22 protein-coding genes and 3 pseudogenes are annotated in these 26660 nt (G+C 70.8%); 6 read left to right on the forward strand and 19 right to left on the reverse strand.

Annotated features, from left to right (window positions below; translation table 11 throughout):
- Together scpA and mutA are read right to left on the reverse strand one after the other, a co-directional pair.
- The gene (scpA, locus tag ACZ3H8_RS27285; protein ID WP_467406254.1) at nt 1-2205 is read right to left on the reverse strand and encodes a methylmalonyl-CoA mutase; all 2205 of its coding nucleotides are present in this window, start codon (nt 2203-2205) and stop codon (nt 1-3) included.
- Nucleotides 2205-4085: a methylmalonyl-CoA mutase small subunit gene (mutA, locus tag ACZ3H8_RS27290; RefSeq protein ID WP_467406256.1), complete on the reverse strand. Its 1881-nt coding sequence runs from the start codon at nt 4083-4085 to the stop codon at nt 2205-2207. The genes scpA and mutA overlap by 1 nt, the downstream gene beginning before the upstream one ends.
- Nucleotides 4086-4279: 194 nt before the next feature.
- On the opposite strand from mutA, the gene ACZ3H8_RS27295 reads away from it, so the two are divergent.
- Both ACZ3H8_RS27295 and ACZ3H8_RS27300 read left to right on the forward strand, forming a co-directional pair.
- Nucleotides 4280-4645, forward strand: coding sequence for a VOC family protein (locus ACZ3H8_RS27295; protein WP_467406259.1), 366 nt, complete (start codon nt 4280-4282; stop codon nt 4643-4645).
- 128 nt (nt 4646-4773) lie between these two features.
- A pseudogene (locus ACZ3H8_RS27300) lies at nt 4774-5414 on the forward strand (DUF6629 family protein).
- 46 nt (nt 5415-5460) lie between these two features.
- Here ACZ3H8_RS27300 and ACZ3H8_RS27305 read toward each other — a convergent pair.
- Nucleotides 5461-5703, reverse strand: a pseudogene (locus ACZ3H8_RS27305) (MFS transporter); the annotation flags it as partial.
- An 88-nt stretch (nt 5704-5791) separates the two neighbouring features.
- On the opposite strand from ACZ3H8_RS27305, the gene ACZ3H8_RS27310 reads away from it, so the two are divergent.
- Genes ACZ3H8_RS27310 through ACZ3H8_RS27320 form a run of 3 tightly spaced genes read left to right on the forward strand, consistent with a single transcriptional unit; the run spans nt 5792 to nt 6508 of the window.
- Nucleotides 5792-5956, forward strand: a complete 165-nt coding sequence (locus ACZ3H8_RS27310) for a hypothetical protein (protein ID WP_467406261.1) — start codon at nt 5792-5794, stop codon at nt 5954-5956.
- A 55-nt stretch (nt 5957-6011) separates the two neighbouring features.
- Complete coding sequence (locus tag ACZ3H8_RS27315) at nt 6012-6323, forward strand: WhiB family transcriptional regulator (RefSeq protein WP_467406730.1); 312 nt, start codon at nt 6012-6014, stop codon at nt 6321-6323.
- Nucleotides 6324-6334: 11 nt separating this feature from the next.
- Nucleotides 6335-6508: a CsbD family protein gene (locus ACZ3H8_RS27320; protein ID WP_467406262.1), complete on the forward strand. Its 174-nt coding sequence runs from the start codon at nt 6335-6337 to the stop codon at nt 6506-6508.
- 154 nt (nt 6509-6662) lie between these two features.
- Here ACZ3H8_RS27320 and ACZ3H8_RS27325 read toward each other — a convergent pair whose 3' ends face one another.
- Nucleotides 6663-7634 carry an NADP-dependent oxidoreductase gene (locus tag ACZ3H8_RS27325; protein ID WP_467406265.1) on the reverse strand — a complete coding sequence of 324 codons (972 nt, stop codon included), beginning with the start codon at nt 7632-7634 and terminating at the stop codon, nt 6663-6665.
- A gap of 159 nt (nt 7635-7793) precedes the next feature.
- Between ACZ3H8_RS27325 and ACZ3H8_RS27330 the strand changes: the two genes are divergently transcribed.
- Complete coding sequence (locus ACZ3H8_RS27330; protein ID WP_467406266.1) at nt 7794-8177, forward strand: winged helix-turn-helix transcriptional regulator; 384 nt, start codon at nt 7794-7796, stop codon at nt 8175-8177.
- Nucleotides 8178-8281: 104 nt separating this feature from the next.
- On the opposite strand, the pseudogene ACZ3H8_RS27335 reads toward ACZ3H8_RS27330, so the two are convergent.
- From ACZ3H8_RS27335 to ACZ3H8_RS27405, 15 genes and pseudogenes are all read right to left on the reverse strand, one after another.
- Nucleotides 8282-8563: pseudogene (locus tag ACZ3H8_RS27335) on the reverse strand (alpha-galactosidase D); the annotation flags it as partial.
- A gap of 10 nt (nt 8564-8573) precedes the next feature.
- The gene (locus ACZ3H8_RS27340; RefSeq protein WP_467406267.1) at nt 8574-9761 is read right to left on the reverse strand and encodes an ROK family transcriptional regulator; all 1188 of its coding nucleotides are present in this window, start codon (nt 9759-9761) and stop codon (nt 8574-8576) included.
- A gap of 150 nt (nt 9762-9911) precedes the next feature.
- Nucleotides 9912-10850: an ornithine cyclodeaminase family protein gene (locus ACZ3H8_RS27345; RefSeq protein WP_467406270.1), complete on the reverse strand. Its 939-nt coding sequence runs from the start codon at nt 10848-10850 to the stop codon at nt 9912-9914.
- Between the two features lie 103 nt (nt 10851-10953).
- Complete coding sequence (locus tag ACZ3H8_RS27350) at nt 10954-11838, reverse strand: peptidoglycan-binding protein (protein WP_467406271.1); 885 nt, start codon at nt 11836-11838, stop codon at nt 10954-10956.
- 27 nt (nt 11839-11865) lie between these two features.
- A complete protein-coding gene (locus tag ACZ3H8_RS27355) occupies nt 11866-13440 on the reverse strand; it encodes a DUF6519 domain-containing protein (RefSeq protein WP_467406273.1) in 1575 nt (524 codons plus the stop codon).
- A gap of 62 nt (nt 13441-13502) precedes the next feature.
- Entirely contained in the window at nt 13503-15662 is a 2160-nt protein-coding gene (locus ACZ3H8_RS27360; protein WP_467406275.1) for a hypothetical protein, read from the reverse strand.
- The gene (locus tag ACZ3H8_RS27365; RefSeq protein ID WP_467406277.1) at nt 15659-19417 is read right to left on the reverse strand and encodes a putative baseplate assembly protein; all 3759 of its coding nucleotides are present in this window, start codon (nt 19415-19417) and stop codon (nt 15659-15661) included. The genes ACZ3H8_RS27360 and ACZ3H8_RS27365 overlap by 4 nt, the downstream gene beginning before the upstream one ends.
- Entirely contained in the window at nt 19414-22608 is a 3195-nt protein-coding gene (locus tag ACZ3H8_RS27370; protein ID WP_467406280.1) for a putative baseplate assembly protein, read from the reverse strand. The genes ACZ3H8_RS27365 and ACZ3H8_RS27370 overlap by 4 nt, the downstream gene beginning before the upstream one ends.
- The gene (locus ACZ3H8_RS27375; RefSeq protein WP_467406281.1) at nt 22605-22979 is read right to left on the reverse strand and encodes a GPW/gp25 family protein; all 375 of its coding nucleotides are present in this window, start codon (nt 22977-22979) and stop codon (nt 22605-22607) included. The genes ACZ3H8_RS27370 and ACZ3H8_RS27375 overlap by 4 nt, the downstream gene beginning before the upstream one ends.
- Entirely contained in the window at nt 22976-23314 is a 339-nt protein-coding gene (locus ACZ3H8_RS27380) for a hypothetical protein (protein WP_467406283.1), read from the reverse strand. The genes ACZ3H8_RS27375 and ACZ3H8_RS27380 overlap by 4 nt, the downstream gene beginning before the upstream one ends.
- A gap of 29 nt (nt 23315-23343) precedes the next feature.
- On the reverse strand, nt 23344-23871 hold the full coding sequence (locus ACZ3H8_RS27385) for a phage baseplate assembly protein V (protein WP_215090432.1): 528 nt from the start codon (nt 23869-23871) through the stop codon (nt 23344-23346).
- A gap of 26 nt (nt 23872-23897) precedes the next feature.
- Entirely contained in the window at nt 23898-25037 is a 1140-nt protein-coding gene (locus ACZ3H8_RS27390; protein ID WP_467406286.1) for a hypothetical protein, read from the reverse strand.
- Entirely contained in the window at nt 25030-25380 is a 351-nt protein-coding gene (locus tag ACZ3H8_RS27395) for a LysM peptidoglycan-binding domain-containing protein (RefSeq protein WP_389184229.1), read from the reverse strand. Before ACZ3H8_RS27395 ends, ACZ3H8_RS27390 begins: the two co-directional genes overlap by 8 nt.
- A 3-nt stretch (nt 25381-25383) precedes the next feature.
- The gene (locus ACZ3H8_RS27400; RefSeq protein ID WP_307665184.1) at nt 25384-26049 is read right to left on the reverse strand and encodes a hypothetical protein; all 666 of its coding nucleotides are present in this window, start codon (nt 26047-26049) and stop codon (nt 25384-25386) included.
- Nucleotides 26046-26651, reverse strand: a complete 606-nt coding sequence (locus ACZ3H8_RS27405; protein ID WP_467406290.1) for a hypothetical protein — start codon at nt 26649-26651, stop codon at nt 26046-26048. Before ACZ3H8_RS27405 ends, ACZ3H8_RS27400 begins: the two co-directional genes overlap by 4 nt.
- Between the last annotated feature and the right edge of the window lie 9 nt (nt 26652-26660).

Below are 26660 nucleotides of genomic sequence, written 5' to 3' on the forward strand. Positions count from 1 at the left end.
CTACAACTCGTGGCCGAGCGAGGCACCCAGCGTCTTCACCAGGTCCTGGGCGGCGTCCGGGATCACTGTGCCGGGCGGGAAGACCGCGGCGGCCCCGGCCTCGTGCAGCGTCTCGACGTCCTGGGGCGGGATCACCCCGCCCACCACGATCATGATGTCTTCCCGTCCCTCGGCGGCCAGTTGCTCCCGCAGCGCCGGTACGAGCGTCAGATGCCCGGCGGCCAGCGAGGAGACGCCGACGATGTGGACGTCCGCCTCCACCGCCTGGCGGGCCACCTCGGCCGGCGTCTGGAACAGCGGGCCGACATCCACGTCGAAGCCCAGGTCGGCGAAGGCGGTGGCGATCACCTTCTGGCCGCGGTCATGACCGTCCTGGCCCATCTTGGCGACCAGGATGCGCGGACGGCGGCCCTCGGCCTGCTCGAACTCCTCGACCAGCGCGCGGGTCCGCTCCACCGCCGGCGACGTGCCGGCCTCGTTTCGGTACACACCGGAGATCGTACGGATCTGCCCCGAGTGCCGCCCGTACACCTTCTCCAGGGCGTCGGAGATCTCACCGACGGTCGCCATCGCGCGCGCCGCGTTCACCGCGAGCGCCAGCAGATTGCCCTCCAGACCGGCGCCGCCCGGGCCCGCCTCAGCGGCGGCGGTCAGTGCGCGCAGCGCGTCCTGGCAGGCGTTCTCGTCGCGTTCCGCCCGCAGCCGCCGCAGCTTCTCGATCTGCTGGGTGCGCACCGAGGAGTTGTCGACCTTGAGCACGTCGATCTGCTCGTCGGTCTCGACGCGGTACTTGTTCACGCCGATGACCGGCTGACGGCCGGAGTCGATGCGGGCCTGCGTACGGGCCGCGGCCTCCTCGACGCGCAGCTTCGGGATACCGGCGTCGATGGCCTGCGCCATGCCGCCCGCCGCCTCGACCTCCTCGATGTGCTGCCAGGCGCGCCGCGCGAGGTCGTACGTGAGCTTCTCGACGTATGCGCTGCCGCCCCAGGGGTCGATGACCCGGCAGGTCCCTGACTCCTGCTGGAGCAGCAGCTGGGTGTTGCGGGCGATGCGCGCCGAGAAGTCGGTGGGCAGGGCCAGCGCCTCGTCCAGGGCGTTGGTGTGCAGCGACTGCGTGTGCCCCTGGGTGGCGGCCATCGCCTCAACGCAGGTGCGGGTGACGTTGTTGAAGACGTCCTGTGCGGTCAGCGACCAGCCCGAGGTCTGGCAATGGGTGCGCAGCGAGAGCGACTTGGGGTTCTGCGGGTCGAACTTCTTCACCAGCTTCGCCCACAGCAGCCGCGCCGCCCGGAGCTTGGCGATCTCCATGAAGAAGTTCATGCCGATCGCCCAGAAGAACGAAAGGCGCGGTGCGAAGGCATCCACGTCGAGCCCGGCGCCGAGGCCCGCCCGCAGGTACTCCATGCCGTCGGCGAGGGTGTAGGCCAGCTCGAGATCGGCCGTGGCTCCGGCCTCCTGGATGTGATAGCCGGAGATGGAGATGGAGTTGTAACGGGGCATCTTCTGCGAGGTGTACGCGAAGATGTCCGAGATGATCCGCATCGAGGGCCCGGGCGGATAGATGTAGGTGTTGCGGACCATGAACTCCTTGAGGATGTCGTTCTGGATGGTCCCTGCCAGCTTCTCGGGCGGTACGCCCTGCTCCTCGGCGGCCACGATGTACAGCGCGAGAACGGGCAGCACGGCTCCGTTCATCGTCATCGACACGCTCATCCGGTCCAGCGGAATGCCGTCGAAGAGCTGCCGCATGTCGTAGATCGAGTCGATGGCCACACCCGCCATGCCGACGTCGCCCGTCACCCGCGGATGATCGCTGTCGTAGCCGCGGTGGGTCGGCAGATCGAAGGCGACCGACAGACCCTTCTGCCCGGCGGCGAGGTTGCGCCGGTAGAAGGCGTTGGACTCCTCGGCCGTGGAGAACCCGGCGTACTGCCTGATCGTCCAGGGCTGGTTGACGTACATCGTCGGGTACGGGCCGCGCAGATACGGCGCGATGCCCGGATATGTCCCGAGAAAGTCGAGGCCTGCCAGATCCTGCCCGGTGTACAGCGGCTTGACGGGAATGCCCTCGGGCGTGTCCCACACCAGATCGCCGTCGTCCTTGCCGGTGCTCTCCTTGACGGCCGTGCGCCACTGGTCCTCAAAGACCCCGGACGTGTCGCCGGGCCCGAGCTCGATTCCTGAGAAGTCCGGGATCCGCATCACGCCACTCCGATCCGGTCGAGGGCGGAGGTGAGGACGGCGACCGCGTCGCCGCCCGCGACGACGAATTCGTCGACTCCGGCCTGTACATACGTCTCACGCTGCTCGCCGGGACGGCCCGCGAGGAACACCCGCAGTGCGCCGGCCGCCTTGAGCGCCTCGGCTACCGGCGCGGCCTGCTCGGCGTAGAGGGCGTCGCTGGAACAGATGCACGCCACGGTCGCCCCGCTGCCGGTGAATGCCTCGGCGACCGAGCCCGCGTCGACGGTGACCGGGTCGTGGACCGCCTCGATGCCACCTGCCTGGAAGAGGTTGGCGGCGAAGGAGGCGCGTGCGGTGTGCGCGGCCGCGGGGCCGAGGGCCGCGAGAAAGACGCGCGGTCGGGCGCCGGTTGTGACCAGATGCGCGTCCGAGCGGGCCCGCAGAGCTTCGAAGGCCTCGTCGCGGCGCACCTTCGGCAGTCCGCCGGTGGGCGGGGCGGGCGCGGGGTCGCGCTCGACCGGAGCCTGGGCGAGCAGCGGGAACTCGCTGACGCCGGTGACCGGTTCGCGCCGCTTGGCCAGGTTCTTCCTGCGGCCGTCCCAGGTGGCGCCGATCCGCTCGGAGATCAGACCGCCGCGCAGGGCGGCCTCCTGGCCTCCGGCGCGCTCGATCTCCTGGAACCAGGCCCAGGCCGCGTGCGCCAGCTCGTCGGTGAGCTGCTCCACGTACCAGGAGCCGCCCGCCGGGTCGATGACCCGGCCCACATGTGACTCCTCGAGCAGGATCGTCGAGGTGTTACGGGCGATGCGGCGGGCGAAGCCGTCCGACAGACCGAGGGCGTGGTCGAAGGGCAGCACGGTCACGGCATCGGCGCCGCCGACGCCCGCGGCGAGCGAGGCGACTGTGGTGCGCAGCATGTTCACCCAGGGGTCGCGCCGGGTCATCATCACCGGGGAGGTCACCGCGTGCTGGCGCTGTGCTCCGGCAGCGGGATCCGCACCGCAGGCCTCGGCGACGCGGGCCCACACCCGTCGGGCGGCGCGCAGTTTCGCGATCGTCAGGAACTGGTCGGCGGTGGCCGCGTACCGGAACTCCAGCTGGCCGCACGCCTCTTCGATGCTCAGCCCGCCTTCGCCGAGCGCCCGCAGATAGGCGACCCCGGTCGCCAGCGAACAGCCCAGCTCCTGCGCCGCCGACCCGCCGGCCTCGTGGTACGGCAGCGCGTCGACGGTCAGTGCCCGCAGCGCCGGCCACTCGCGTGCGCACAGCGCCGCCATCGCGATTGCGTCGGCGGACCCAAGGGCCTCGCCGGTCCGGGCCTCGTATCCCAGCGGATCGGCGCCGAGGTTTCCGCGTGCCGACTGCCTGGGCACGCCCCTCTCCTCGTAGAGCCGCAGCAACTCCCTTGCGGCGGCGTCGAATTCGGCCCCCGCATCGATGGCGACGGGCGCGAGGTCGAGATAGACGCCCTCCAGTGCCTTGGCGAGTCCGGAGACGGGAACCCCGGCCGCGCCGACGGACAGCCAGAGCGAGGTGACCCCGTTCTCCAGGTCCGCGAGCACGGCTTCGTTCGTGCGCACCGGATCCGGCCGGTCGTGGCGCTGGCGTACATCCCAGCCGGAGACAGCGCCGCCTTCGGGCCTGCCGCCCCTGGTGAAGGGCGCGAAGCCCGGATATCCGGCGCTGTCCGCGCCGTTGTGTGCGGTGTCCGCGGAGTACAGAGGGCGGGTGGTGAGCCCGTCCTCGAGGGACGTGGACAGCAGATCATCGGCCGCCGTGTCCGGGGCGTCCTTGCCTGCCTTGCGCAGCACGCCGGCCACCAGCCGCTGCCACTGCTCGTGGGTCGCATCCGGGAATTCGGCGGCCAGGGAAAACCCGTCATCGGGGAGGACCGTCATGCTCAGATGCTAGGTCAAGCCCACAAAGGTGCAGGAGGGGAGAGGGCTGTGACCTTGCACTCTTCGGGCGGCTCTTGATCCCTACGGAGTGATGGCCTATTCGGCTGCCGCGGTGCCGCGGTGCCGGGGCGGCCGTACGGTGGGATCGTCAGCGCTGGGACGGACACTCTCCATACGGAAGGCGGGAACCCGCGATGGCCGGTGAGATCTCCTTCTTCGAACTGGGCGTGGGCGACTTCGAAGCGGCCCGCACCTTTTACGGCGGCCTTTTCGGCTGGACCTTCGAGCAGGGCCCGACCGAGGGCGGCGGCTATGCGATCCGGACGCCGAACGTCCCCGGCGGAGTGCACGGCGGCGACCCGGGCGCGAACCCGTACCTCTTCTTCAAGGTCGACGACATGACGGCCGCTCTCGACCGGGTCCGTGAACTCGGCGGCACGGTCGACGACTTCGACATGGGCGACGACGACGAGACGATCGCCCGCTTCGGCCGCTTCAAGCTCTGTCACGACGACCAGGGCTCGCCCTTCGGCCTGCACGAGCCTCCGAAGAGCGGCTGACTCCGCGGCGACCGCTACGGCTGCGTTTCCTCCCGGTCCCGGCACGGGACCCATTCCGTTCACGGATCCGTACGCCTTGTTGGGATATGGCTTGTCCGGCCCCCGTTTTCCCGTCCCTGGATGACGCCATGTGCTGGAGTGCGACTGCCGACCTCGTGGCCGGCACCTGTATCTCCGCGACCGGCGTGGCCTGCGTCGCGCAGGCGCACGGGCCCGTGATCTGCCGCTCGCCTCGCTGCCGCTGCTTCTCGGGGCCCACCAGGTCATCGAGTCCGTCGTGTGGCGGTCGGGCGGCGGCTCGGGGACGGCCACCATGGCGTGGGCCGCGATCGCTCTGCCCCTGCTGCCGGTGTGGGTGCCGTTCGGCGTACTGCTTGCCGCGCCGCCCCGCGTCCGGCGCCGACTGGTCGTTCCGGCCGCCGCCGGGCTCGCCACCGCCGCCGTCCTTGCGTACTGCCTCGCCACCCGGGGCGTGACGGCAGACGTCCGCGGTCACACCCTCGGCTATGTCCTGGACCTGCCGCGCTCCCCGCTGATCATCGCGGGCTATCTGCTGGCCACCGTCGGCGCCCTGCTGCTCGGCGGCGATCCGGTGCTGCGGCTGCTGGGAGTCCTCGCCGGGGCAGGGGCGGTGGTCTGCGCGGCGCTGTGGCGGCTGGAGTTCGTGTCCACCTGGTGCGCCCTCGCCGCTGTGGCGTCGGTCGTCACACTCGGCTGGGCACGGCGCCGGCCGGAGGACAGAGCCGGACTCGTCAGCCGGCCGACCTGAGGAGCCCCGTAGCCGCGCCCGCCGCCTTAGCCCGCGGGACGGGCGCGCCGTACAGATCGCCGAGCCGGCCCATGATGGGCGCGGCGACGGCGCCCGCGAGCAGGGTGGCCGTCAGGACCCATGCCGCGTTGGCCGGGCGTGGTGTTCAGGAGTTCCGGCAGGTCCTTGATGACCGGCACGAGAGGGTCTGCATCACGGCGACGGTGATGCCGGCGAAGGCGAGGACGGGGACGATGCCCAAGGTTCTGTGCTCCCGCACGTCCGGAAGTGCCCTGGAGGGCTGTTCCATTCCTGTATTCCTGCGCCGGTTTGACAACTGTCGTAGGGGTACCCGAAGCCCCAGACAATTCCGCATACCGGACCGAGGAGGCATTGCGATGAAACCCGGCGGCAGCGCCGGCGTGCGCCTGGTGGTGGAAGACAAGACGAAGAAGGGCCGGATACGCACGTACATCCCGGCCCGTGCGGAACTACTTGACGGCGGCGGCGAAGGAAACAACGCCCCGGAACTGGAGAGCAATGTCGTCCGTGGCGAGGACTGAGCCCATGGCCTGGACCCCCACGGACCAAGCCCCGGACAACCCCGGCCGCGAACCCATGGAATGGCTACGGGAAGCCGCTTGCGTGGACGAAGACCCGGATCTGTTCTTCCCTGTCAGCACCACCGGCTCGGGGGCCGAGCAGGTCGACCGGGCCAAGAAGGTGTGCCGCCGCTGCCCGGTCGCGGACCGGTGCCTCGACTGGGCGCTGAGGACCGGACAAGGGGCCGGCGTGTGGGGCGGCATGGAGCCGTCGGAACGCCGCGGCGCGCGAGGTCGGAGTTCCTGGGCGAAGGTCACAGAAAGTGCCCGATTGCGAACATTGGGTGACGGGCGCAATGTGGATGAGTCAGTCAAACCTCCACGGTGAAAGGAACCGTCATGAGCAAGAGCAAGGCCAAGGCCAAGCAGATGAAGGGCAAGCTCAAGGAGACCGCGGGCGACGCCATGGACGACAAGCGCATGCAGGCCGAAGGCCGCGGCGAGCAGACGATGGGCAAGGCCCAGGAGGCCGCGGAGAAGGCCGGCGATCGGATCAAGAAGTCCGGACGGTAGTCCGGCTGGCCGGAAGAACCACGCACGGGCCCCGTCCCTGCGCCGCCGTGCCGACGCTGTCGCGTCCGTACGGCTGCCGGGGCGAGGCCCGTGGGCCGTTCCGTAGGCGGCGGAAGCTCTTTCTGCTGCGCTGAGTCCGCCTCGGCTCGTTCGCTCAGTCGGTCACCCGCAGCACGAGCTTGCCGCGGGTGCGGCCTTCCTGGCCCCGGCGGTGCGCCTCCGCGGCCTCGGCCAGCGGCAGTACGGCCTCCACCTCGACGCTCACCGCGCCGCTGTCGACCAGCCCGGCGATCCGGGCGAGCGACGGACCGTCGGGCTCCACCAGGTAGGCGCTCGCCCGCAGCCCCTGGGAGCCGGCCATCTCCAGGAGCTCGGGGGAAATGCCGGACGGCACGGCGATGATCGTGCCGCCGGGGCGCAGCGTCTTGAGCGACCGAGTGCTCGTGCTGTCCTGCCCGTCACCGACCAGATCGATGACGACGTCGACGTCGCGCACCGCGTCCTCGAAACGGACCGCGGTGTAGTCGACCAGCTCGTCGGCGCCGAGCGAGCGTAGCCAGTCGTGCTTCGCCGCCCGCGCCGTGCCGATGACATGCGCGCCGAGGTGCTTGGCGAACTGCACGGCGAAGTGCCCTACACCGCCCGCCGCCGCGTGGATCAGCACCCGCTGTCCGGCCTCGACGTGCGCGGCGTCGACGAGCGACTGCCAGGCGGTGAGCGCGGCAAGCGGCATCGCGGCGGTCCGGTCGTGGTCGATCCCGGTGGGCTTGCGGGCGAACTGGCGAGAGGGCGCGGCCACATACTCCGCGTACGCACCGGCCTGACGCGGGAACCACGGCATGCCGTACACCTCGTCGCCGACCTCGAGCGTGTGGACGCCGAAGCCGACCTCCTCCACGACGCCGGAGACGTCCCAGCCCAGGATGAATGGCGGCTCTCCCAGCACGCCGGCCATGCCGCCGCCCTCACGGGTCTTCCAGTCCACCGGGTTCACACCGGCGCAATGCACCCGCACCAGTACCTCGGTGGGCAACGGCTCGGGCGGCGGCACCTGTGCGAGCCGCAGCACTTCGGGGCCGCCAAGGGCGTCCTGGGTGATCGCGCGCATGGTCGGACGGCTGCTCATGTCGGGTCTCCTGCGGTGTATGCCGGGCGTGCGGACGCACCGCCCGGCCGGTTGATCATCGACACCCGAGAAGCTACCTGCGGGGTAGTGGTAACCCGCAAGGGACACTACTATCCATCGGGAAGTATTGAGGTCACAGCCGCGTAGGAGTCACTCTTCATGTCCGTTCCCTGTACGACGGGCCGGCACGCCGACCATGATGTGTTCGCGGCGCAGTGCCCGTGCCGTGACGTACTCGACGTGCTGGCCAGCAAGTGGTCGGCGCTCGCCATCGGCGCTCTGGAGGAGGGGCCGCAGCGCTTCGGCTCGCTGCAGCGGCGTCTCCAGGGCGTCAGTCCCAAGGTGCTGACCAACACCCTGCGCAGGCTTGAGCTCCATGGTTTCGTCGACCGCACGGTCTATCCGGCCGTCCCGCTGCACGTCGAGTACGAACTGACAAAGCTGGGGCGCGGGGTCGCCGAGCCGCTCGGGCAGCTGCGCGGCTGGGTCGAGGTCCACCTCGACGAGATACGGTCGGCCGCCGACGCACCTGCCTGCGACTGAGCAGTCGGCCGCCGAGACATCAGCGGCTTCAGCGGCTCGCAGGCGTCGCGAACGGTATCTGCGGCGCGGCTCCCGGCCGGGACGCGGCGGCGTGCGGATGCGTTCGCCATGGCGTCGGCCTGCTTCAGCACATTCGCTTCGGTGAGGTAGCTGTAGTCGCCTGTGGGGTTGAGCCCGGGGTACTTGCTGGACTGCATGCTCCAGCTGCTCCAGCCCATGTACGGCTTCTGGGCGAGGCCGTCCTGCTGGGCGGCGGCGTCCGTCGCGGTGGCCCGGGCGGTGGGCGGGGTGGCGGCCTTGGCGTCGGGTGCGGACGCGGCTGCGGTGAGGGAGGCGGCGACGGTGAGGGCGACGGCTCCTGCGGTGAGGGCTGCGGGGGACAGCATGCGGGTGCTCCTAACAGGTGTCGGATCCGATGAACGTCTGGATCGCGGCGGCCGCGGCCCCGCGTGCCCATTCGTCGAAGGGCAGTGGACGGGTCGTCACCTCGCACTGCGCGGCGGTGCCGAAGGCCGCCGCGGTGAACGCGTCACGGATCTGCTCGGCGAACAGGTCGTACGCCGCCAGGCCCTCGCCGGAGATGATCACGCGCTCGGGGCCGAGGAGATTGACCACGGCCCCGATCGCCCGGCCGATCGCCTCACCGGCCCGTGCGTACGCTGCCCGGGCTGCGGGGCTGCCGGAGTGGGCCAGCGCCAGGGCCTGCGCCGAGTCGGCCACGGCCTGTCCGGTGTCCTGCCGGATGCGGCGCAGGATCGCCGAGTCCGACGCGATCGCCTCGACGCAGCCCGTATTGCCGCAATGGCAGGGCGGTCCTTGCGGGTCGATGGAGAGATGGCCGATCTCGCCGGCGACGCCGTGCGAGCCCGACACGACGCGGCCGTTCACGACGAGACCGCAGCCGATTCCCGCGCCGACCGTGACCAGCGCGAAGTTCGCGCATCCCACGCCGCCGCCGAACCACTGCTCGGCGATCGTCAGAGCTCGGACATCGTTGTCGACGGTGACGGGCAACCCCGTTGCGGCCGTTGCCAGTTCGGCGAGTGCGATGTCGTGCCAGCCGAGGAAGGGCGAGTAGCGCACCACGCCCGCGGCGCGGTCGACGTCGCCGGAGACGGCGATGCCAAGGCCCTGCACCCGGACTCCGTATCTCTCGGCCTCGGTCAGCAACTCCATGGTCAGCGTGGCGATGAGGCCGATCACGGCGGAAGGTTCGTGCGCCGTGAGGGGTGCGTGCCGAGCGACTCGGATGCGGCAGCACAGGTGCGTCAGCACGGCGATGACCTCGTCCGCCGTCACCTTGACACCGATGAACAGGGCCCTGCCGCCGTCGACCCGCACGGGGTTGGCGGGACGTCCCAAGCTGGGTCGCCCTCCCTCGCCCGCCGTCGTCTCGGCCGTTTCGACGACGTAGCCCGCCTCCATCAGCGGACGTACCGCCTTGGTCACCGCGGCCGGCGAAAGGCCGGTGCGGCGGGCGAGTTCGACCCGGGTGAGCGGTCCCTGGGACAGGACTGTGGTGAACACGGAAGAGGCAGCCGGGGTGGCCGCCGGGAACGTCTCAACGCGGTACGTCGACGGCATGGCGGGAAACGTAGGTGAGTTAATTTCCTGTGTCAATAAAAGAAACCGAACCGCTTGCGCGGCGACGACACCGTATGGGCACTGCGAGGAGACCCGACTGACGGTGAGTCACATCGCGCGGCGCCACGTAACGAGTGAACTCCCCGAGAGCTAGCGGGCCTCGTACGCGACCCCGGCGACGACCAGGTCCTCCCAGGCCATGCCGACGCTCTTGAACAGCCGGGGCCGCGAGACGTCGGCCTCCGCCGTGCCGCGGGCCAAGTCCGCGAGACCCACGAGGGACTCGGGATCCAGCGCACCCGACTGGACCGCGAGGATGATGTCACCGGCCTCGCGCAGCGCCGCGGCGCGCGCCTCGACCACCACCGTCGAGCGGCGCACCGTCTCGTCGTCGACCTCGCGCGCCTGCGGCTCGTGGGAGCCGACGGCGACGACCGTCGCATGCGCGGGCAGCGCCGATCCGTCGAAGAGGGGAGTACGGGCCGTGGTGCAGCAAGCCACCAGATCGGCCTGCGCCACCGCGTCCGCCGTACCCGCCTCTACCACCGGTGCCGAATCCGGCCCCGAATCCCCGTACTGCTGAAGGAAGGCGGCGAGACGGTCGAGGTCGCGGCCGACGACCGTGATGTGCCGGATCGGGCGAACGGCCCGCAGCGCCTCGACATGGCTGTGCGCCTGAGGGCCGGTGCCGAAGACGACCAGGCGCTCGGCCCCCGGCACGGCGAGCAGGTCGGCCGCGGCCGCCGAGACCGCGGCGGTACGGATGGCGGTCAGCGCGACACCGTCCAGCACGGCCAGCGGGCTGAGCGTCTCGGCGTCCAGCAGCAGGTAAGTGCCCTGAATGCGGGGGAGTCCGAGCGCAGGGTTGCCCGGCGCCACCGTGGCGATCTTGACGCCGGCGTAGCGGCGGGAGTGCGAGGGCATCAGCAGCAGCTGTCCGTGGCTGACCGGGACCACGGAGCGGGCCGGGTCGGTCTCCGGGTCGAGCCCCTCGCACAGTGCGTCCTGGAGTGCGGCGATCGCGGCAGCCATGGGGAGGGCCTCGCGTACCTCGTCGGCCCCGATGACCGTTGTCGCACCCTTGCTCATCTGCCCTCCAGCGCCCTGTGAGTGAAACGCTACAGGGCACGCACCGGCCGGGCGGCCCCTCGTCCACGGACAGGGCCGCCCGGCCGGCGACACACCGAGCACGTCAGACGTTGGGCACCCTGAGTCTGTCCCAGCTCGACTTTCCCGGAATGCCGTCGGCGTCGCTGCCCGTGAAGCCCAGCTTGCGCTGCCATGCGGCGTACGACTTGCGGTCGGCCTCCGACCAGTCCGGGCTCGGCCCCACTTCGTACCGGCCGCAGCCCTCTGCCACCAGCCGCTTTCCCATCGCCGTGATGATCGGGCTGCGCCGGCCCGGCGCGAAGAACGCGGCGCCGGGGAACGGCTCGTACTTCGCCGGGGGCTTGGGCGCGGGCGGCTTGGCCGGGCCGTCCGGCTTGCCGCCGAGCCGGGCCTTGATCCGGGCGCGCATCGAGTCCATCGTGAACCCGCGCGGGTCGATCTTCCCCGGCTGCCACTCCTTGTGGCCGATCACCGAGCGATACGACCAGCCGTGCGCCCGGCAGATCGCCGCCGAGACCTTCTCGATCGCGTCCAGCTGAGCCGCCGGCCACGGGTCCTTGCCGTTGCCGAGGTTGACACACTCGAAGCCGTAGAAATACCGGTTGCCGTCGGTGTTGGCCTCGTTGTCGGCGGGCAGCGCCGTCTCGTTGATCACTGCGCGCAGGACGTCGTCGTCGCCGAGTCCGGCGTGGTTGGCCCGGCCGTTGCCGACCATGTGGACCGTGCCGTCCTTGGCGATCACCCCGTGGCACAGCGGGCCCGGCAGGCTGGAGTGGCCGTTGTAGCAGATGTCCACGGAGTTCTGGGTGCCGGAGGTCACGGTGTGATGGATCATCACCCCGTGCATGGGCCCCCAGGGGCCCTTGTGATTGCGGTTGTGCGTGCGCCAGCTCCGGTGCTCGACGACCTGCAGCCCTTCGTCACGCAGGACCTTGAGCAGTTTGGAGGCGGACAGAGGCGTTGCCATCGTGGTGCTCCCTTCCCAGGTGGTACGTCAGATCTCGGGCTTTCGTTCGACGTCCTGCCCCGTCGGCTGCGAGCCGGAACCGTCCGGCGCCGCGCTCTCGGCCGCCGCGGCCTCAGCCTCGAATGTGGCCTCCGCCTCCAGCGCCTCCGCGTCGGCGGCCGGGATGGCGGTCGCCAGCGGCCCGAACGCCAGCCGCAGATCCGCCACCGAGCCCTCACCCAGCACCCAGGCCAGCGGCGCGTAGTGCACCTGATTCCCGGCCGGGGCCTGCAGCAGCGGCCGGCGCGCCGCGTCCGTCGGCCACTCGACATTGCCCGTCGCCGTACGCGCCACAACCGTCCAGAAGTCGCCAGGACGGTACGTCTTGCCCGGCTCGAAGTACACGAACACGCCGTTCTCCAGCGGCAGCCAGCCACCCTCCTCGATCCGCAGCGCGCCGCCCCGCAGCTTCGCGGGGCCCTGCTTCGTACGGCTCGAACCGCTCCGGGAACCCGACCGGTGGTCCCAGCGCCGCAGGAACGGGTGCAGCTCGGGACGCCGCCCGACCGACGGGTCCGGCTCGCCCGACAGCCGCACCCGGCGGCCCGGCAGATCGACCTCCTCGACCCGCAGCAGCGGCAGCGGCTCGCCGCGGCTGATGTAGGCGGTGTCCACGAACTCGACCCAGTCACCGACGTTCAGATCGAGCTTGTCGTCGCTGCCCAGGGACGCCAACTCCACCCAGGTGCCGTCGAGTTCGTCGACCGGGAAGGTCACCGAGCCGTTCTCCCGCGACCACTTGAAGGTCGCGTCCTTGGCCGCGCCGCCCTCGTGGATCTCCACCCGGTACAACTGGTTCTCCTGGCCCCGGTAGCGGGCATCCGGCTTCACCAGGCACGGGTCCTCGTCCGCATGCTCGGGTCGCTCGCTGCGCGCCGCCATCCGCGCGCTCGGCGCCTGCGCCGCCGCCCACTTCGCGAACGCCGCGCGGACCTGGTCCTTCGTCGCGCCGTCGTCCAGCTCCAGCTGGGAGCCGGGCAGCGGCAGCACCTGCCAGACGACCTTCAGCCGGGCCGCGGTGTCGGGCATCGCGGAGCCCAGCGCCACCTCGCGCAGCAGCGGGTCCTCGGCCGCGGTGACCGAGCGCTCCCAGACCTTCAGATAGGCCAGATACGGGAATTGGGACGGCAGCCGGTCGCCGGGGCGCTCCGGGTCGCGGTGGCCGTCCGGCTGGTCCCAGTACGTCCAGGTGGCCGGCGGCTGCGCCTCGGCGGGCGCGTCCTTCTCGCCCTCCTCGGCCCCATGCTCGTCGTCCACCACCGGGACGCCCGCCTGCGGGCGCGTCGCGTCCAGCAGGATGCCGTCCACGTAGTAACGGCCGCCGCCGATGGAGAGATCGTCCAACTCCCGGCTGCCGCCCAGGAAGTGCAGTTCGAAGCCGGTCGCGCCGCGCGGCCCGCCGTGCTGCCCGATCAGATCGGCGGCGGTGGTACGGGCCTGCACCAGCTGGATCACGGTCTGCTCATTGGCGTCGGCGTCGAGCTGGACACGGCCCTGCTGTGCGATCACCGCCGAGTAGTGCCGGTCCGGCCGGAAGGTGATGCGGGAGATGTCAGCGTGCATGGGAAGGGGTCCCCCTCGGAAGTTCGGCAGTCGGTGAAAAAAGTCGTGTCGGGTGACGGGGATCAGGTGACGGCGATGATCCCGGCGTCGGTACCGGCCGGGGTGTACTCGGCGAGCCGGGCCCGCAGGCTGTCCTCGCGCTGGGGCTGATAGAGGTCGTGGAAGGCGCCCATCTCGGAGCCGTCCTCGGCGCCGCGCCGGATCTCTTCCGCGCAGCCCGCGGCCAGTTGCCCGTACGCGGGCGTGCCGTACCGCTCGCTGGTGAACAGCGGCCGGACCAGCTGCGCGTTCTCCTTGCCCACCAGGTCCGGCTGGCAGCGGTGGCGGCGCGGAGTGCGCGAGCCGGGAGGCACGTACGAGAACCGCACACAGCCGATGCCCCGCCGGGCCACGTGCAGCCGCCCCGTGAAGATGCTGTTCTCGGCGATCTCCACGGCGTGGGTGTGGACCTCGCCGATGACGGTGGTGCGGTGCGCGTGCAGTACGGCGTGGGCGTGGCGGCAGTCCGGGGCGGACAGCGCCGCCCGATCGTGGCCGGTGGCGTCCAGGATGCTGTCCCGGATGTGGATGGACAGCGGGTCGTGGTTCACCTCGTCGCCGATCACCTCGATGGTGCCGAGGATGCTGCGGTCGACAGACACGCACGCGGTGGTCCGGTCCAGGACCAGACTCGGCTCCTCCGGGGAGTGCGGATCGCACTCGGGCTCCAGCGACCAGCCCGGCACGAGCGTGCAGTGCCGCAGCACGACCGCGCCCACAGGGCCGGTGACATTGAGCCCGCGACCGGTGATCAGCAGACCGTCGAGCACGATCCGCGGGGCATCGCCCTCACTCTCCTCCTGGGCACGGATGTTGAGCGCGTCGGGCCGGTTGCTGTACCAGTCGAGCAACCGGACCACCGGCCGGGTGCCCTCGGCCGCGCGCAGTTCAAGGCGGTCGCCCGGGTCCAGATCGAAGTCCAGCTGCTCCTGGTAGGCGCCGCTGTGCGTGATCTCGATGATGCCGTCGGGGCCGCAGCGCCCCGACCGCCTCTCGCCCCGCCAGTCGTTGTACGCGTCCATGATCCGCTGGTACGTCTGGCCGGGGCCGACCCGGTAGACCGTCGCGGCCGCCGGCGTCTCACGCTCGCGGGGGTACTCGCCGCCGCCCGTGTCGTCCGCGAACGCGTAGTGGTAGGTGACCCACACGCCCTGCCGCGGCGCCGACCGCGACCCGAAGGCGATCCGGCCGAGCGCCGGGTCGACGGCCACCTGCCCGCGCCTCGGGCGGTAGCGCCAGTCCGTCAGATCGGCCACCACGATGTCGGACAGCGGCACCGGTTCGTCCTGCCCGTCGCGCCAGATCGTGAAGCTCTTGCCCGGCCCGTAGTAGTCCGCGAGCCGGTCGGCGAGCTGCCTGCGCCTGATGTACGCGGGCACATTGTCGATCGTCGCGACATGCGTGGCGGACGGCTCCGGCACCGGCTTGGTCACCAGGGGCGTGTCATTGCCCAGAATCGAGAAGGTATAGAGGTTACGGGCCCGGTCGATGCAGTACGCGGGCGCCTCGGTCACGTGGTACGGCTTCAGTCGCCAGACGAACAGCCCGACCCCCGCCGGGGAGTAGCCGCCCTGCGTGCGCGCCGAGCCCGCCCGCCGCACATTCACCGACTGCGCGACCGCGCCGAACGGCCCGCCCGCCAGATCGAGCGCCGCGCCCTCCCGTACGTCCACGAGCCTGCCCCGGCCCCGCCGGCGCGCGTTGACTGCCTGGGTGCCCGATCCGTACAGCTTCACCGGCTGCTGGTGGGAGACGAGCCGGGAGAACTCCACGGCCCGCGAAGGCCATCCCGCGACGTCCTCGGCCAGCTCCTCCAACAGAGCGAGGGACCCCTTGCGCCGCCGGTTGGCGACCGTGGCGGCCACATCGCGGCGCGGTGCCAGGGCCTCGGCGAGGCGGCTGCGCGAATCGTCCCCGTCCGCGCCCTCAAGGCCCTTCGCCTGCACCCGTTCGTAGCCCGGCAGCGGGGTGTAGCCGACCAGATCGCCGAGATACGGCAGCACCCAGTCGGCCGCGGACTCGACGAACCAGTCCTCGTAACTCTGCTCGACCCCGTCCCGCACCCGGTCGACCTGCTCGGCGATCACCGCGAGCAGGGCGCGCAGCGGCTCCCCGCCCTCGGCGTCCCGCAGGCGGTGCCACTGCGGGAGCAGCTCCGCGAGCCCGTCCGGTTCCCTCGTCATGCGGTGACCTCCGTCAGAATCAGCGTGTCCGCGACATGCGGGGAGAGCAGGGTGAGCTGCGCGGGCCGGATGCCGCGGAAGACGAACACCGCCCGGCCCTTCTCGAGCCGCCGGGTATCGGTGATGTCCGGGTTCAGCCGCAGCAGTTCGGCGAGCGGAATGCCGTACCTGGCGGCGATGTGGGTGAGCGTCTGACCGTCATCGGCGGTGACACGGTGCACGTCCTCGTCGTACTCCGCGAGCCTGGCCCCGACCGCGGTACGGGGCTCGGCGAGGTGCTGAGCGAGGTGCGACAGCTCGTCGGGTGTGACGGACGCCGGCACCCCGGTGAAGACGTCGACGTCCACGTAGTCGACGCCGGGCACCTTGTGGGCCGTCGCCAGCACCTCGGACAGCCGCGCCGGACGGCCCAACTCGCGCCGCCCGCTGCCGAATTCACGCAGCAGCGCCTGCCGCAGCCGCGGCTCGACCACGGTCCAGGTGTGGTCGCGGGCGACCTTCACCTTCGCCGCGAGCAGCAGCATCACCAGCTCGCGCACGTCGACGCGGACCGGCAGCCGCGAGTCGCCGTACTCGGCCAGCGAGGAACGCAGCGCGCGCAGCACCTCGGAGTCGTCCGCGATGGCGATGTCGTCCACCCCGGCGACCGTCACATGCAGCACTCGTCGCCGGCCGTCGAAGATCTCGCGCGCCGCCGCCCGGCCGATGCCGGCCCGCGAGCGGGCGAAGTCCTCGTAGTCCGTGACGGACACGAGCCGGTCGAGCGCGGAGACCGCGAGCGGGATCGTGCGCCGGGTAAGACCCGGACCGTCGGCGTCCGCGCCGCCCGTCGCGGGCTGCGGATTGGTGACGGCGGTGACGCCCAGCGGCCGGGTGATCGCCTGGGTGATGCGGTCGGCGCGCACGTTGGCGGCCTTGCCCGTGCCGAAGCGGTACCGGGCCCGGACGTTCTCCTGCCCGGTGGGCAGCCTCGCGCCGTGCACCCCGTCGCCGAAGGTGACGGTCGTACGCCCGTCCCCGGCCGTCCCGGACACATAGACCCGCTCGCGCGGACCACGCCCGGCCAGACTGTCCACCTCGTGCCACAGCAGCCCGTCGACGCGCACCTCCAATGTGGGCGTCGCGCCCAGGGGATTGTCGGCGGGCAGCCAGGTCAGCGGCGACTGCCAGAGCGCGAACGTCTGGTTGGTCCGGTCGGCATCCCCGCTGCCGATCGGTTCGTCGCGGCTCTCGCCGTGCGTCGCCGGAACCACATTGCCCTGGATGCGGACCGTGTCACGGCGGTAGCGGTAGGCCAGATCCGCCGTGAGCGACAGCTTCGTATGGACATGGTCACCGGGCAGCCGCGGGTCGAGGTGCTGCTCCACGGCGGCGATCACGGCCAGTTCGGTGCCGCGCACTCCGGCCGTGTTCGGGATGTCGGTGCGCTCACCCGACACCACCAGATGACGGCCCGGCCGCAACCCGTCGTACAGCTCGGCCAGTTCGAGCTCATTGCCGTGCACGTCCTCGCCGAGCGGCTCTTCGGCCAGTCGCAGCGCCTCACCGCCCGCATGCACGGTGGCGTCCCGGATCGTCGAGAGCAGCACGTCGTGCTCGTCCAGCCAGGGGTCGGCGAGGGTGAGCTCGGTGCCGCGGCCCGTGATCCCGAAGTTGGTGTAGGCGGCGGTGCGTACGGCGGTGACACGGGTGGTCACGAGCGCGAGTTTCTTGTCGCCGGGAATTCCGTCCGGACCCTCGGCACCCTTGCGGGGACGCTCGATCGCGACCCAGCTGCCGACGGTGATCCCGTCCTGTACGGAGTCCAGCGACAGGACATGACGGTTCGCCTGTTCCGGCACGGTGGTGATGCCGACCTCGACATTCGCCGGCTCGCTGCCGACCGTGTACCGCACGGTCACCTCGAACCCGCCGTGTGTGACCTGCTTGTGCTCGCCCGGGGCCAGCAGCCAGTTGAGCGGCTCGCCGTTGTGCACGGCCACATGCACCCGACCGTCCTCGGCGGGCCGGGACACGAACAGCATGCGCTCGGGCAGCCCGGACGTGAACTGTGCGGTGACACCGGGCTCCTGAGAGTCCGCAGGACGCCTGGTCAGCCAGCTCAGATCGTGGTCCTGGCCCACGCGGGTCTGCAGCAGGACCCGTCCGGGCCCCAGGCCGAAGCTCGTCTCGGCGGGCAGGTTCTCCGACCGCTGCACCGAGGATCCGGTCTCGATGTGCTGGAACTCGGCGCGCACCGGAACGCGGCCCGCCGTGTCGTACACGACCCGCATGGTCGTCAGCGCGGATCCGGAGAGCGGCCAGTCCGTCTGCCGGACGACCCGCCCGCGGTCGTCCTGTACGGGCTTGAGCGGCGCCGTCGCCCCGAACGGAGCGGCGGTCACCCGCATCGCCTGCAGCTCGCGCAGCAGCGCCGGCACGGCGGGGGCGGCCTGCCGCCACGCCGTGTACATCCCGTCCGCGACCCGCGGATCGAGCGCGGACAGCAGCTGCGCGCCCAGATCGGAGCCTGCCGCGAAGTACCGGCCCGGATCGTGCGACAGCGTGCGCGCGCCCGACGGAGGCCGCACAACGCGGGTGCGCAGCGCCGGAAGTACGGCGCCGAGCGCCCGCATGGCGGGCGAGGCGGCGTCGGCCGCCGGGCCCGGAGATTCGGGACGGGAGGGCTCCAGATCGGCCGCGCGCTCCATCAGTTCGCCGACCACGGCCTCCAACTGCTCGAACCAGGCGGCGACTTCCTCGTAGGGAGCGGCGATCGCCTGCGCCTCGGCGAGCCGCTCATGCGGATCTACCAGCCGCCTGGCGAACTGCGAGGGCGTCTTGACTGCGTCCAGATCGGCGCGCAGCGGCGCAAGCACCTGCGTGTCGAAGGCCTCGATGATCCGGCTGACAGGACGCGGATTGGGGTTGTCGGGGGTGGGCTCGCCCTCCTCGACCTCCCGCTCGTCCTCGGTGATCCACTCGCGCAGCTCCGTCACCAGCTCGGTCAGCGACGGCGGCGCGGACTGCGGCAGTCCGATCGCCGTCACATCGTCGTCCCGGTCGATCCGGACGCGCGCCACGGGCAGCAGCAGCCGCTGTCCGGCCGTGTCCTTGTCCGCGCCGAAGACGAAGAGCAGCTTGTCCCCGGTCTGCAGGGACGCACCGGTCCCGGAGACGAAGATCTCGGACTGCTTGCGCAGATCGTCCGGGGTGAGCAGCGCCGGCCGGCGCCGTCGGACCGCCAGCTCGTTCCAGGCCCAGCGCGCGACGAGGTCCTCGCTGGTCTCGAAGGCCTGCGACTCCTCGTCGGAGGTGGTGGGCACGCTGTTGCTGCGCGCGCCCCGCGGGATCAGCACCGGTACGTCCTCGGCCCGCGGATCCCGGTCCAGCGTGTACGCCAGATGGGTGTCGGCGGCGATTCCGGGCCGCGGCCGGTGCCCCACAAGACGCCCGAGCAGGGCCAGCGAGCGGTGCTCGTCGGCGGTGCGCAGATAGCCCTCGTCGGCGATGCGCTCGGAGTGGAAGGTGAGCAGGTCGCCGACTACCGCCCAGGAGTCGAGCAGCCCGATCGCCGGATCGTCCGGGGTACGGACGGTCAGCCCGCGCAGCGCCGGATAGGCGGGGGATGCGAGCCGGTCGAGCATGGCCGCAAGGAACGAGCCGTACTCTCCCACCCGGTAGTCCAGGGCGGTGCGGCCCGGCGGGTTGTACAGGGCCTCGGGCGCGTGGCGTTCGTCGTGTCCACCGCAGCCGCAACCGCAGGAGCCGCTCATCGGGCACCTCCGCCGAGCTCGATCGACAGCCGGCCGAGCTCCGGCCGGTCGGGGTCGTTGTCGCAACGCGCGATCTCCAGCGGGCCGAGCCGCAGCACGCCTGCCTCCAGTGCGGTGTCGTCTGTGTCGTCTGTGTAGTCCGGGGCTGCGAGGGTGCTTTCGTGGAACAGCCGGCGAAGCCGGGTCACCGTCACGCTCTCCACGCCCTGGACGGCCGCAGCCACGGCCACCAGACGGCTGAGCCGCACCGGTTCGCCGAAGCTCAGCGCGTCGGGGTGGAAGAAGCCGATCCGTCCGCCGGACAGCCGACGGCTGCCCAGCAGCCGGTACAGCTCGGCGAGGATCTGGCCGTGCTGATGGCCTGGCGCGGCACACACCGTGAGTGCGATGTCCAGCGGCACCGATCTGGCTGGTCCGACCACCAGGTCGTGGCCGATCCGGCGGTAGCTCTCCAGCGCGTACGACACCGAGTCGAGCAGCTCCGTGGAGGGATCCCCCGTGCCCTGCGCGTCGACGGCGACATGCGCCTCCTGCACACTGCCGGTCCAGCGGATCTCGGCGGCCGCCCGCTGCACCCCCGGCAGCTTCGACGCCAGCGCCGCGTAGTCGTCGGCGGTGACGGCCCGCAGCCGGGTGCGCTTGAGGTCCAGCGGGGCCAACTGGCGTACCTGCTCGATCGGTTCGGGCTCGGTGCCGCCGACGGCGGGCAGCGGATTGCGCACACCCGCGACGGGCAGCGGGTCACCCGCGTCCGAAGCCTCCGGATCACGGCACAGGACGAGGTGGTTGATGGCCTCCGCGCCGACGTTGCCGGCCGTGCCGCCGCCGAGCCGGTAGTGCAGCTCGAGCCGGGCGCCCGGCTGCGGACGGGCGCCGTGCCGGCCGTCCCCGAACCGCAGCGCGATCCGTCCGTCGTCCTCCAGCTCGCCGACGAAGTGCCGCTCGCGCGTGCCGGAGTCGAGCAGATCCCGCTTCGGCGTCCACGGCTCGTCGCCGTCCGCGATCGTCACCGCGGGCAGCGCTGCCCGCGGATCCTGTACGAGTGCGGCGGCAGGCCCCCGCAGCACCGGCTCGTCCGGGTCGAGCCCGGCCGCGTACTGCGGGCCCCAGGTGTGCGTGATCTCCCAGGCGACGCCGTCATCGAGCACCGCGCCGGCCCGCGCCCGGGCACTGAGCACCTCGATCCGGCGCAGCTTGGCCGCCAGCAGCCGTTCGCTGCGGTGCAGCAACTCCCGCAGCGCACGCACCGGATGGCGGCGCAGCTCAAGACGCTCGAGCACCCGCAGCCCGAACAGCACGGTCAGCTCGGCGATCTCCGCCTCGGTGAGACCGTCGCAGTCGCGGGCACTGCGCCACAGCTCCACCAGCCGCTGCCGGACCCGTCCCGGAATCGCCGCAAGCCGCACGGCCTGCCCGGCCGACACATGGCGCGGCTCCGGAAACGGCACGGACTGGACCACGGGGGAACGCTGCAGCACCGGCCGGAAGCGCGGCGGGATGCCCGGGTAGACGACCTGCGCCAGCAGCGTCTCAAGCGCATCGGCCTGGGCGTACGCGGTGCCCGGCACGACCTTCTCGCGACGCCGGCCCGCGAGTTCCAGACCGAGACCGGCGCGCCCGGTCGCGTCCTCGCCGACGACGGTGAACAGCTCCCGTACCTGATCGGCTGTCAGCAACCGTCCGCAACGGGTCTGCTCCAGGCGGGAGTTGATCAGATCGGCCGTCGGGTTCCCCTCATCACGGTCCCAGCAGCCGAAGCCGGACGGATCGCAGGACCCGAGGACGGCCGGCGCGGGCGGCACGGTGACCGTCTCCGGCGCGGAGCCGCAGAACGTCAGCGACCGGCCGTGGTCGACGAGCGCGACATTGCCGCGCGCCACGCTCACATCCTCCACAGGCCCGCAGTCCGGGCCGCCACGCGTCGACAGGCAGACGGGGAAGGCGAGCGCGTCCTCCGGCGCCCAGGTGACCTCCAGGACCGGCTGGTCGGCCAGCCGGTCCACGGCCGGGGTGACGGAGGTGAGGCGTACGGCCTGACGGTGGGCCGGGTCGGCGTCGCCCGGCGTACCGGACCGCGCCCCGCGGACCTCCTCGAACAGCAGCAGATCGCCGGGGGAGAGATCCAGCGTCCTGGCAGCGCACTCCTCGTCGGTCCACTCGTCCCGCAGCGTCGCCGCGGTGGCCCCCTTGGGCAGCGAGCACACCTCGTCGCCCCAGGTCCAGAAGCGGATCGTGTTGTGCTCGGGGCGCAGCACCAGCGGCTCGTCGCCGACGACCGGCTCGAACACCTCCACCGAACCACGCTCGTCGAGCACGGCCAGATCCCGGTCGTCGATGACGGTGCCGATCTCGGGCCGGTCGCGCGGCCCGAGGGTACGGACGTCGACCGCGGCGAAGCGGAAGGTGCCGGGCGCCAGCGTCAGCGCCCGTACGGTCTCGACCGCGACGAACGCGCGTGCGTTGACGCCGTCGTGCATCGGATAGTCGATGAGCCGTACGTGACGGCGTACCGAGACCCGGCGGCGTGCCGTGTCGAGATACGCCTCCGTCGCGACCGCGTCCTGCTGATAACTGATCCGGTCCGCGGTGTGGGCCAGCAGCTCGACCAGCGTCGTGCCGAGGTCGGCGGCATTGCGTTCGACCCAGTCCGGGGTGGTCAGCGCCAGCCGGTCCAGGATGAGGCGGCGGATCGTGTCGTAGTCGCGCGCGGTGTAATCGATGACCGGCGCGGGAGCGTAGGCGGGCGGGCAGTCCGGCTGCTCGTCCTTGCAGTCGAAGGGGGTGGGGCAGTCGAGCCGGAACTCGAACTCGGCCGAGAAGTACCGCTGGTCGAAGCCGGGGAAGGGCTCGGTGCCCGGCCGCCCGTACGGATCCGTGTCCACGACCGAGAGCCGGTAGCGGGAGGTGTCCCCGGTCCGGTCCAGCGTGACGTACAGCCGGTCGTCGAGCTCCGGGTCCTCCTCGCGTTCGACGGACAGCTCCACGGCCTCGATGTCCGTGATCCGGCGGCCGCCGTCGATGCGTATGTTCTCCGGGCACAGCCCGTGGGGCGCCTTGCCCAGGAAGGTGACGGTGAGGGTCAGCCCGTCGTCACCGACCTCGACCGCGTCCACACCGCCGAGCTGCGCCGCCCGTATCTTCGTGCGCCTGCCGTCCGTACGGCAGACCAACTCCTTGCTCGTACCGCTCATGCCGGGCCGCTCCCCTCGAACACCTCGTCGCGCCGGCTCGCGGTGGAGCGCACCACGTAGCGCAGATACACCCGGACCACGTTCTCCTCGCTCACCACGTCCAGGGCTTCCACCTCGATCAGTTCGCCCAGCCAGCGCTGCAGCGAGGCCTGCACAGAAAGCTCCAGTGCAGAGGCCAGCTCCGGGCTGTTGGGCGTGAAGACCAGATCGAGGAGACCGCAGCCGAAGTCGGGGCGCATCACGCGCTCGCCGGGGCTGGTGAACAGCAACTGCTCGATCAGATCCCGCACATGCTCGTCGTATGCCGCGTGCGCGGTGCGTCCCCGCCGGTCGCTGCGGAAGGGAAAGACGATGTCGCTCCTCGTCCTCATCGGGAGGCCACCCCCCGTGTCGACGCGGCGACGACCGGCGGCCCCTGCGACACCAGCGCGGCGCTGAAGCAGAGCGCGGACGTGCTGTCCAGCAGCACGGGCGAGCCGTCGATGAGCACGCTGTCGCGATGCGGCGTCCAGCGGACGGTGGCGCACTGATGCGGCACGCCGTCGATCGTGTGGTGGCAGCCGCTGACGATGAAGGCGTCGGCGGCGGTGGGCACTTGATGGCCGTCGATCCGGACGCCGGACGACGGGGCGGAGGCGGGCACGACCCGGCCGCCATGCGGGCAGCTGATCGCGGACCCGCCGCTCACGAGATTCCCGGACAACACGATTCTCCCCGTTTCATTGGTCCTTGTGCTCATCGCTTCCTCGGCACGATCAGCCGGCCCTCGTTGATGTTGACCTCGTCGCCGATCAGCACGATGGACGCGCCCTTGCCGTTGCCGATGGTCACGCCCTTCTCGTCGATCTGGATGTACGCCCCGCCCTTGGCTTCGAGCAGAATCCCCGTGCCGCCGGGCACATCCGACATCACCAGCTTGTGATCGCCCGGCGTCTGGATCACCACCGGCTGCGAGCCGGGCAGCTCCGCGGCCGCGCGTGGCGGCAGCTCGGAGGCGTCTCCGTACCAACTCCCGGTCCAGATGGGGAAGCTGGGATCCCCCTGCTCGAACTCCATCCACACGCCCGCGCCGATCTGCGGGACGACGTACTGGCCCGCCTGCCGCCCGGTGAACGGCAGGCAGGGCAGCGCCCAGGTGGAGGCCTCGTCACCCAGCACGTCCGGGACCTGGGCCGTGATCCGGCCGAGCTTGAGCGGGTCCTTGTTGTCGATCACCCGCCCCCGGAACTTGCCGAGAAACCGGTTGTTCGGTCCTGCAGCCATGCGAAGTTCTCCTGGTCCTTACGTCTCTACGGACGCACTGTGTTGCTACGGGCGATGAGGCCCTCGCGGGAGAGCGTGAAGTTCTGCTGGTACGAGCCGGGGCGCAGATTGTGGGTGACGGACTTGACGTAGTAGTCGCCGTCGTATGTCACGCCGGCCCCGCGCACTCCGACCAGCTCGCGCGGCCGCAGCACGTATCCGTGCCGGTTGACGTCGAGCGACCCGGAACCGGAGATCGCGTCGGCGGAGGTCGCGGCGCGGCCCAGCATCTCGGCCTGGGCCTGTTCCAGAGCCTTCTTCGCGGTCCCGGAGAGCGTCTTCCGCTTGAGAGCGGGCGAGGCGCGGCGGCCCAGCGGCGGGCGCAGCGGGCTGATGTCGGGCTGGGGGAGGAGCTGCGCGTCCCGCGTCCGGGGGTCCTGCCAGCGAGCCTGCGGCTCTTCGCGCGCTGTCCCGTCGTACGCGAAGGTCAACTGGTCGACGGTGGAGTTGACGTCCATGTTGACGTTGAGCGCGTGCTGACGCTCGCCGAGGCGCTGCTCGGGTCCCCAGAAAGCCGTGGACCGGCCGGGGCGCGGTCCGGGGTCGAGGTAGAAGGTGTAACCGTTCGCTCTGGCCAGCTCGTTCACGTACTGCAGATCGGTGCCGGTCTGGTAGTCGACGCGCAGCAGCTCGTGGGGTGGCTGGTGCACTTGCTCACGGAAGATCCGGGGGTCGATCCCGTAGTCGGCGTACTTCTGGAGAATCCGCTCGACGCGCTTCGAAGGAGCCAGATTCGGATACCGATCGGTGCGCTCCTCCAGGTCCATGAGCAGGGTCAGGTCTTCGCCGGTGACGGTGAGGGTGGTCTGCCCCGGGATATTGCTCGCCCCCACCTCCTGCCGCACGATCAGCCCGTCCAGGACGACCGTGGGGGTCCCCTTGATCGAGGTGATGACGATGACCCGGGTCTTCGGGTCGAAGAACCCCTCGGGCAGCAGCCGCTGTGTGATCAGCCCCCTCTTGGTCAGGTCGAAGGCGAGCTGGAACCCGCTCCGCTCCCCGGCGGTCATGGTGATCTGCGCGGACAGCAGCGCCTCGGTCACCTCGGCCGGCACGGGTCGGGTGAGCTTGGGCCCCATGCGCAGGCTGAGATGTACGGGCCCGCTCCCGATGGGCTCATCAGCCATGGAACCCACCCGGCAAAGGAATATCGATCTCCCGCCCCGGCTCGGCGGTCAGCTCGCCCGGGTCGAGGACGGGGTTGGCGTCCGCGATCTGCCACCACTGGCCGGGGTCGCCGAAATAGCGCTGCCCGAGGTGGTCGAGCCGCTCACCGCTGTTCACGGTGTGCGGCGCGGTCTCGTCGGCGGCCTCACTGAGCGGGGGCAGCAACCGCCGCTTGGTGTAGCGCACTTCGGTGCCGTCGGACAGGCGATGCACGCCGATCTCCGCGTCGTGATACCGGCTGGTGCGCGGGTAGGGGTGGGCCCCGGGTATCGCGTCCAGCGCACTCTCATAAGGATCAATCACGTCCTACAGCCCCCGTCCCAGCCCAAGTTCCGCCAGCCGCCCGCCTCTTGCGGCTCTGGCCAGTCGCTCCTTCTGCGCTAGATGCGCGAGATACAAGTCGGCCCCCCGATGCCCGGCCGGCAGGTCGCTCACGCTGAGGACCTTCATGCCGATGCCGAGGCTGGCCCGTATGGGATTGAGGTTGACGTCGAACGCCGACTCGTTGATCGACAGTTCTGTGAGCCGCACGGGCATGACGCGCTTGCTCCCCCAGGTGAACAGCGTCAGCGGCATCTCGATCGGGCTGATCTCGATGGTGCCCTTCTTGGTCAGGCGGGAGGCTTCGCGGAGCTGAGCGGAGGTGGGATGCACCAGCATCTCGAGCGTGGCGAGTTGGGGATGGATCCCGTCGGGCGCGGCGACCTCGAACTGATCGGTGGCGTCGATCTCGGCGGTGAACTTCCAGCTCTCCTCGGCGGGGCCCTTGAGGCGTAGGGCCTCGTTACGGTCTCCTCCGCTGCCCCCTCCGCCGCTGTCACCGCCTCCGCCGGCGGCTTGGGGGGCGAGGGAACGTTCGAGGGTGTCGGGGTTGAACTGGAGGACGATGATGCGTTGGGGGGTTCCGCGCTCGGGGTCGACGACGACGATGCCGGAGCGGATGGGCTTGGGTATGTCTGCGTAGCGGGTCATGGGGCTTCTCCCTTTTCTTCGCTGTAGTGATTGAGGATGATCTGCGCCTCGCGCCGCAGGGAGGCTTCTGGATCTTGCTGGGAGATCTCGCTGAGCATTTCTCGGAACTCGTCCCACCGCGAATAGGAAGTTGCCCACATGCCTGCCGAGCGGATTTCAGAATCGCGGCTCAGCAGAGCCTTCTTGATGCGCTTGAAAAATTTCTTGTCGAACTCCCTGGGTGCGCCCATGCCTGCCCTCAAGACTGCCTGGGAGATCTCCCGGGAACCTTTGGCCTTGTCTACCTCAGTGATGAGTTCCTTGAGTGTCCACGGCAGCAAGTTCTTTTCGATAGATTCCTGGAAGCGTTGCACTGTGTCTACAGGTGAACCGGAGAGCGCGAAAACTGAGCACTGTGAGCGGCTGTCAACGGCGTATTGCAAAACTACCCCAGGGGTTACGCGCCAGACGACGTTACGGGTAATCCCCAACGGGATGTCATGGGTCTCGTCCCGTAGGAGTTCGAGGTTCCCCTTGGATGCGAACTCCATCACTTCCTCTTCCGTGCCCCACTCCTTCAGAACCAGGCGGCGGGTTGTGTAAGCGGCAGGCTTCTCCGTCATGGTTTCGCT

Source organism: Streptomyces sp. NPDC002868 (assembly GCF_055563295.1).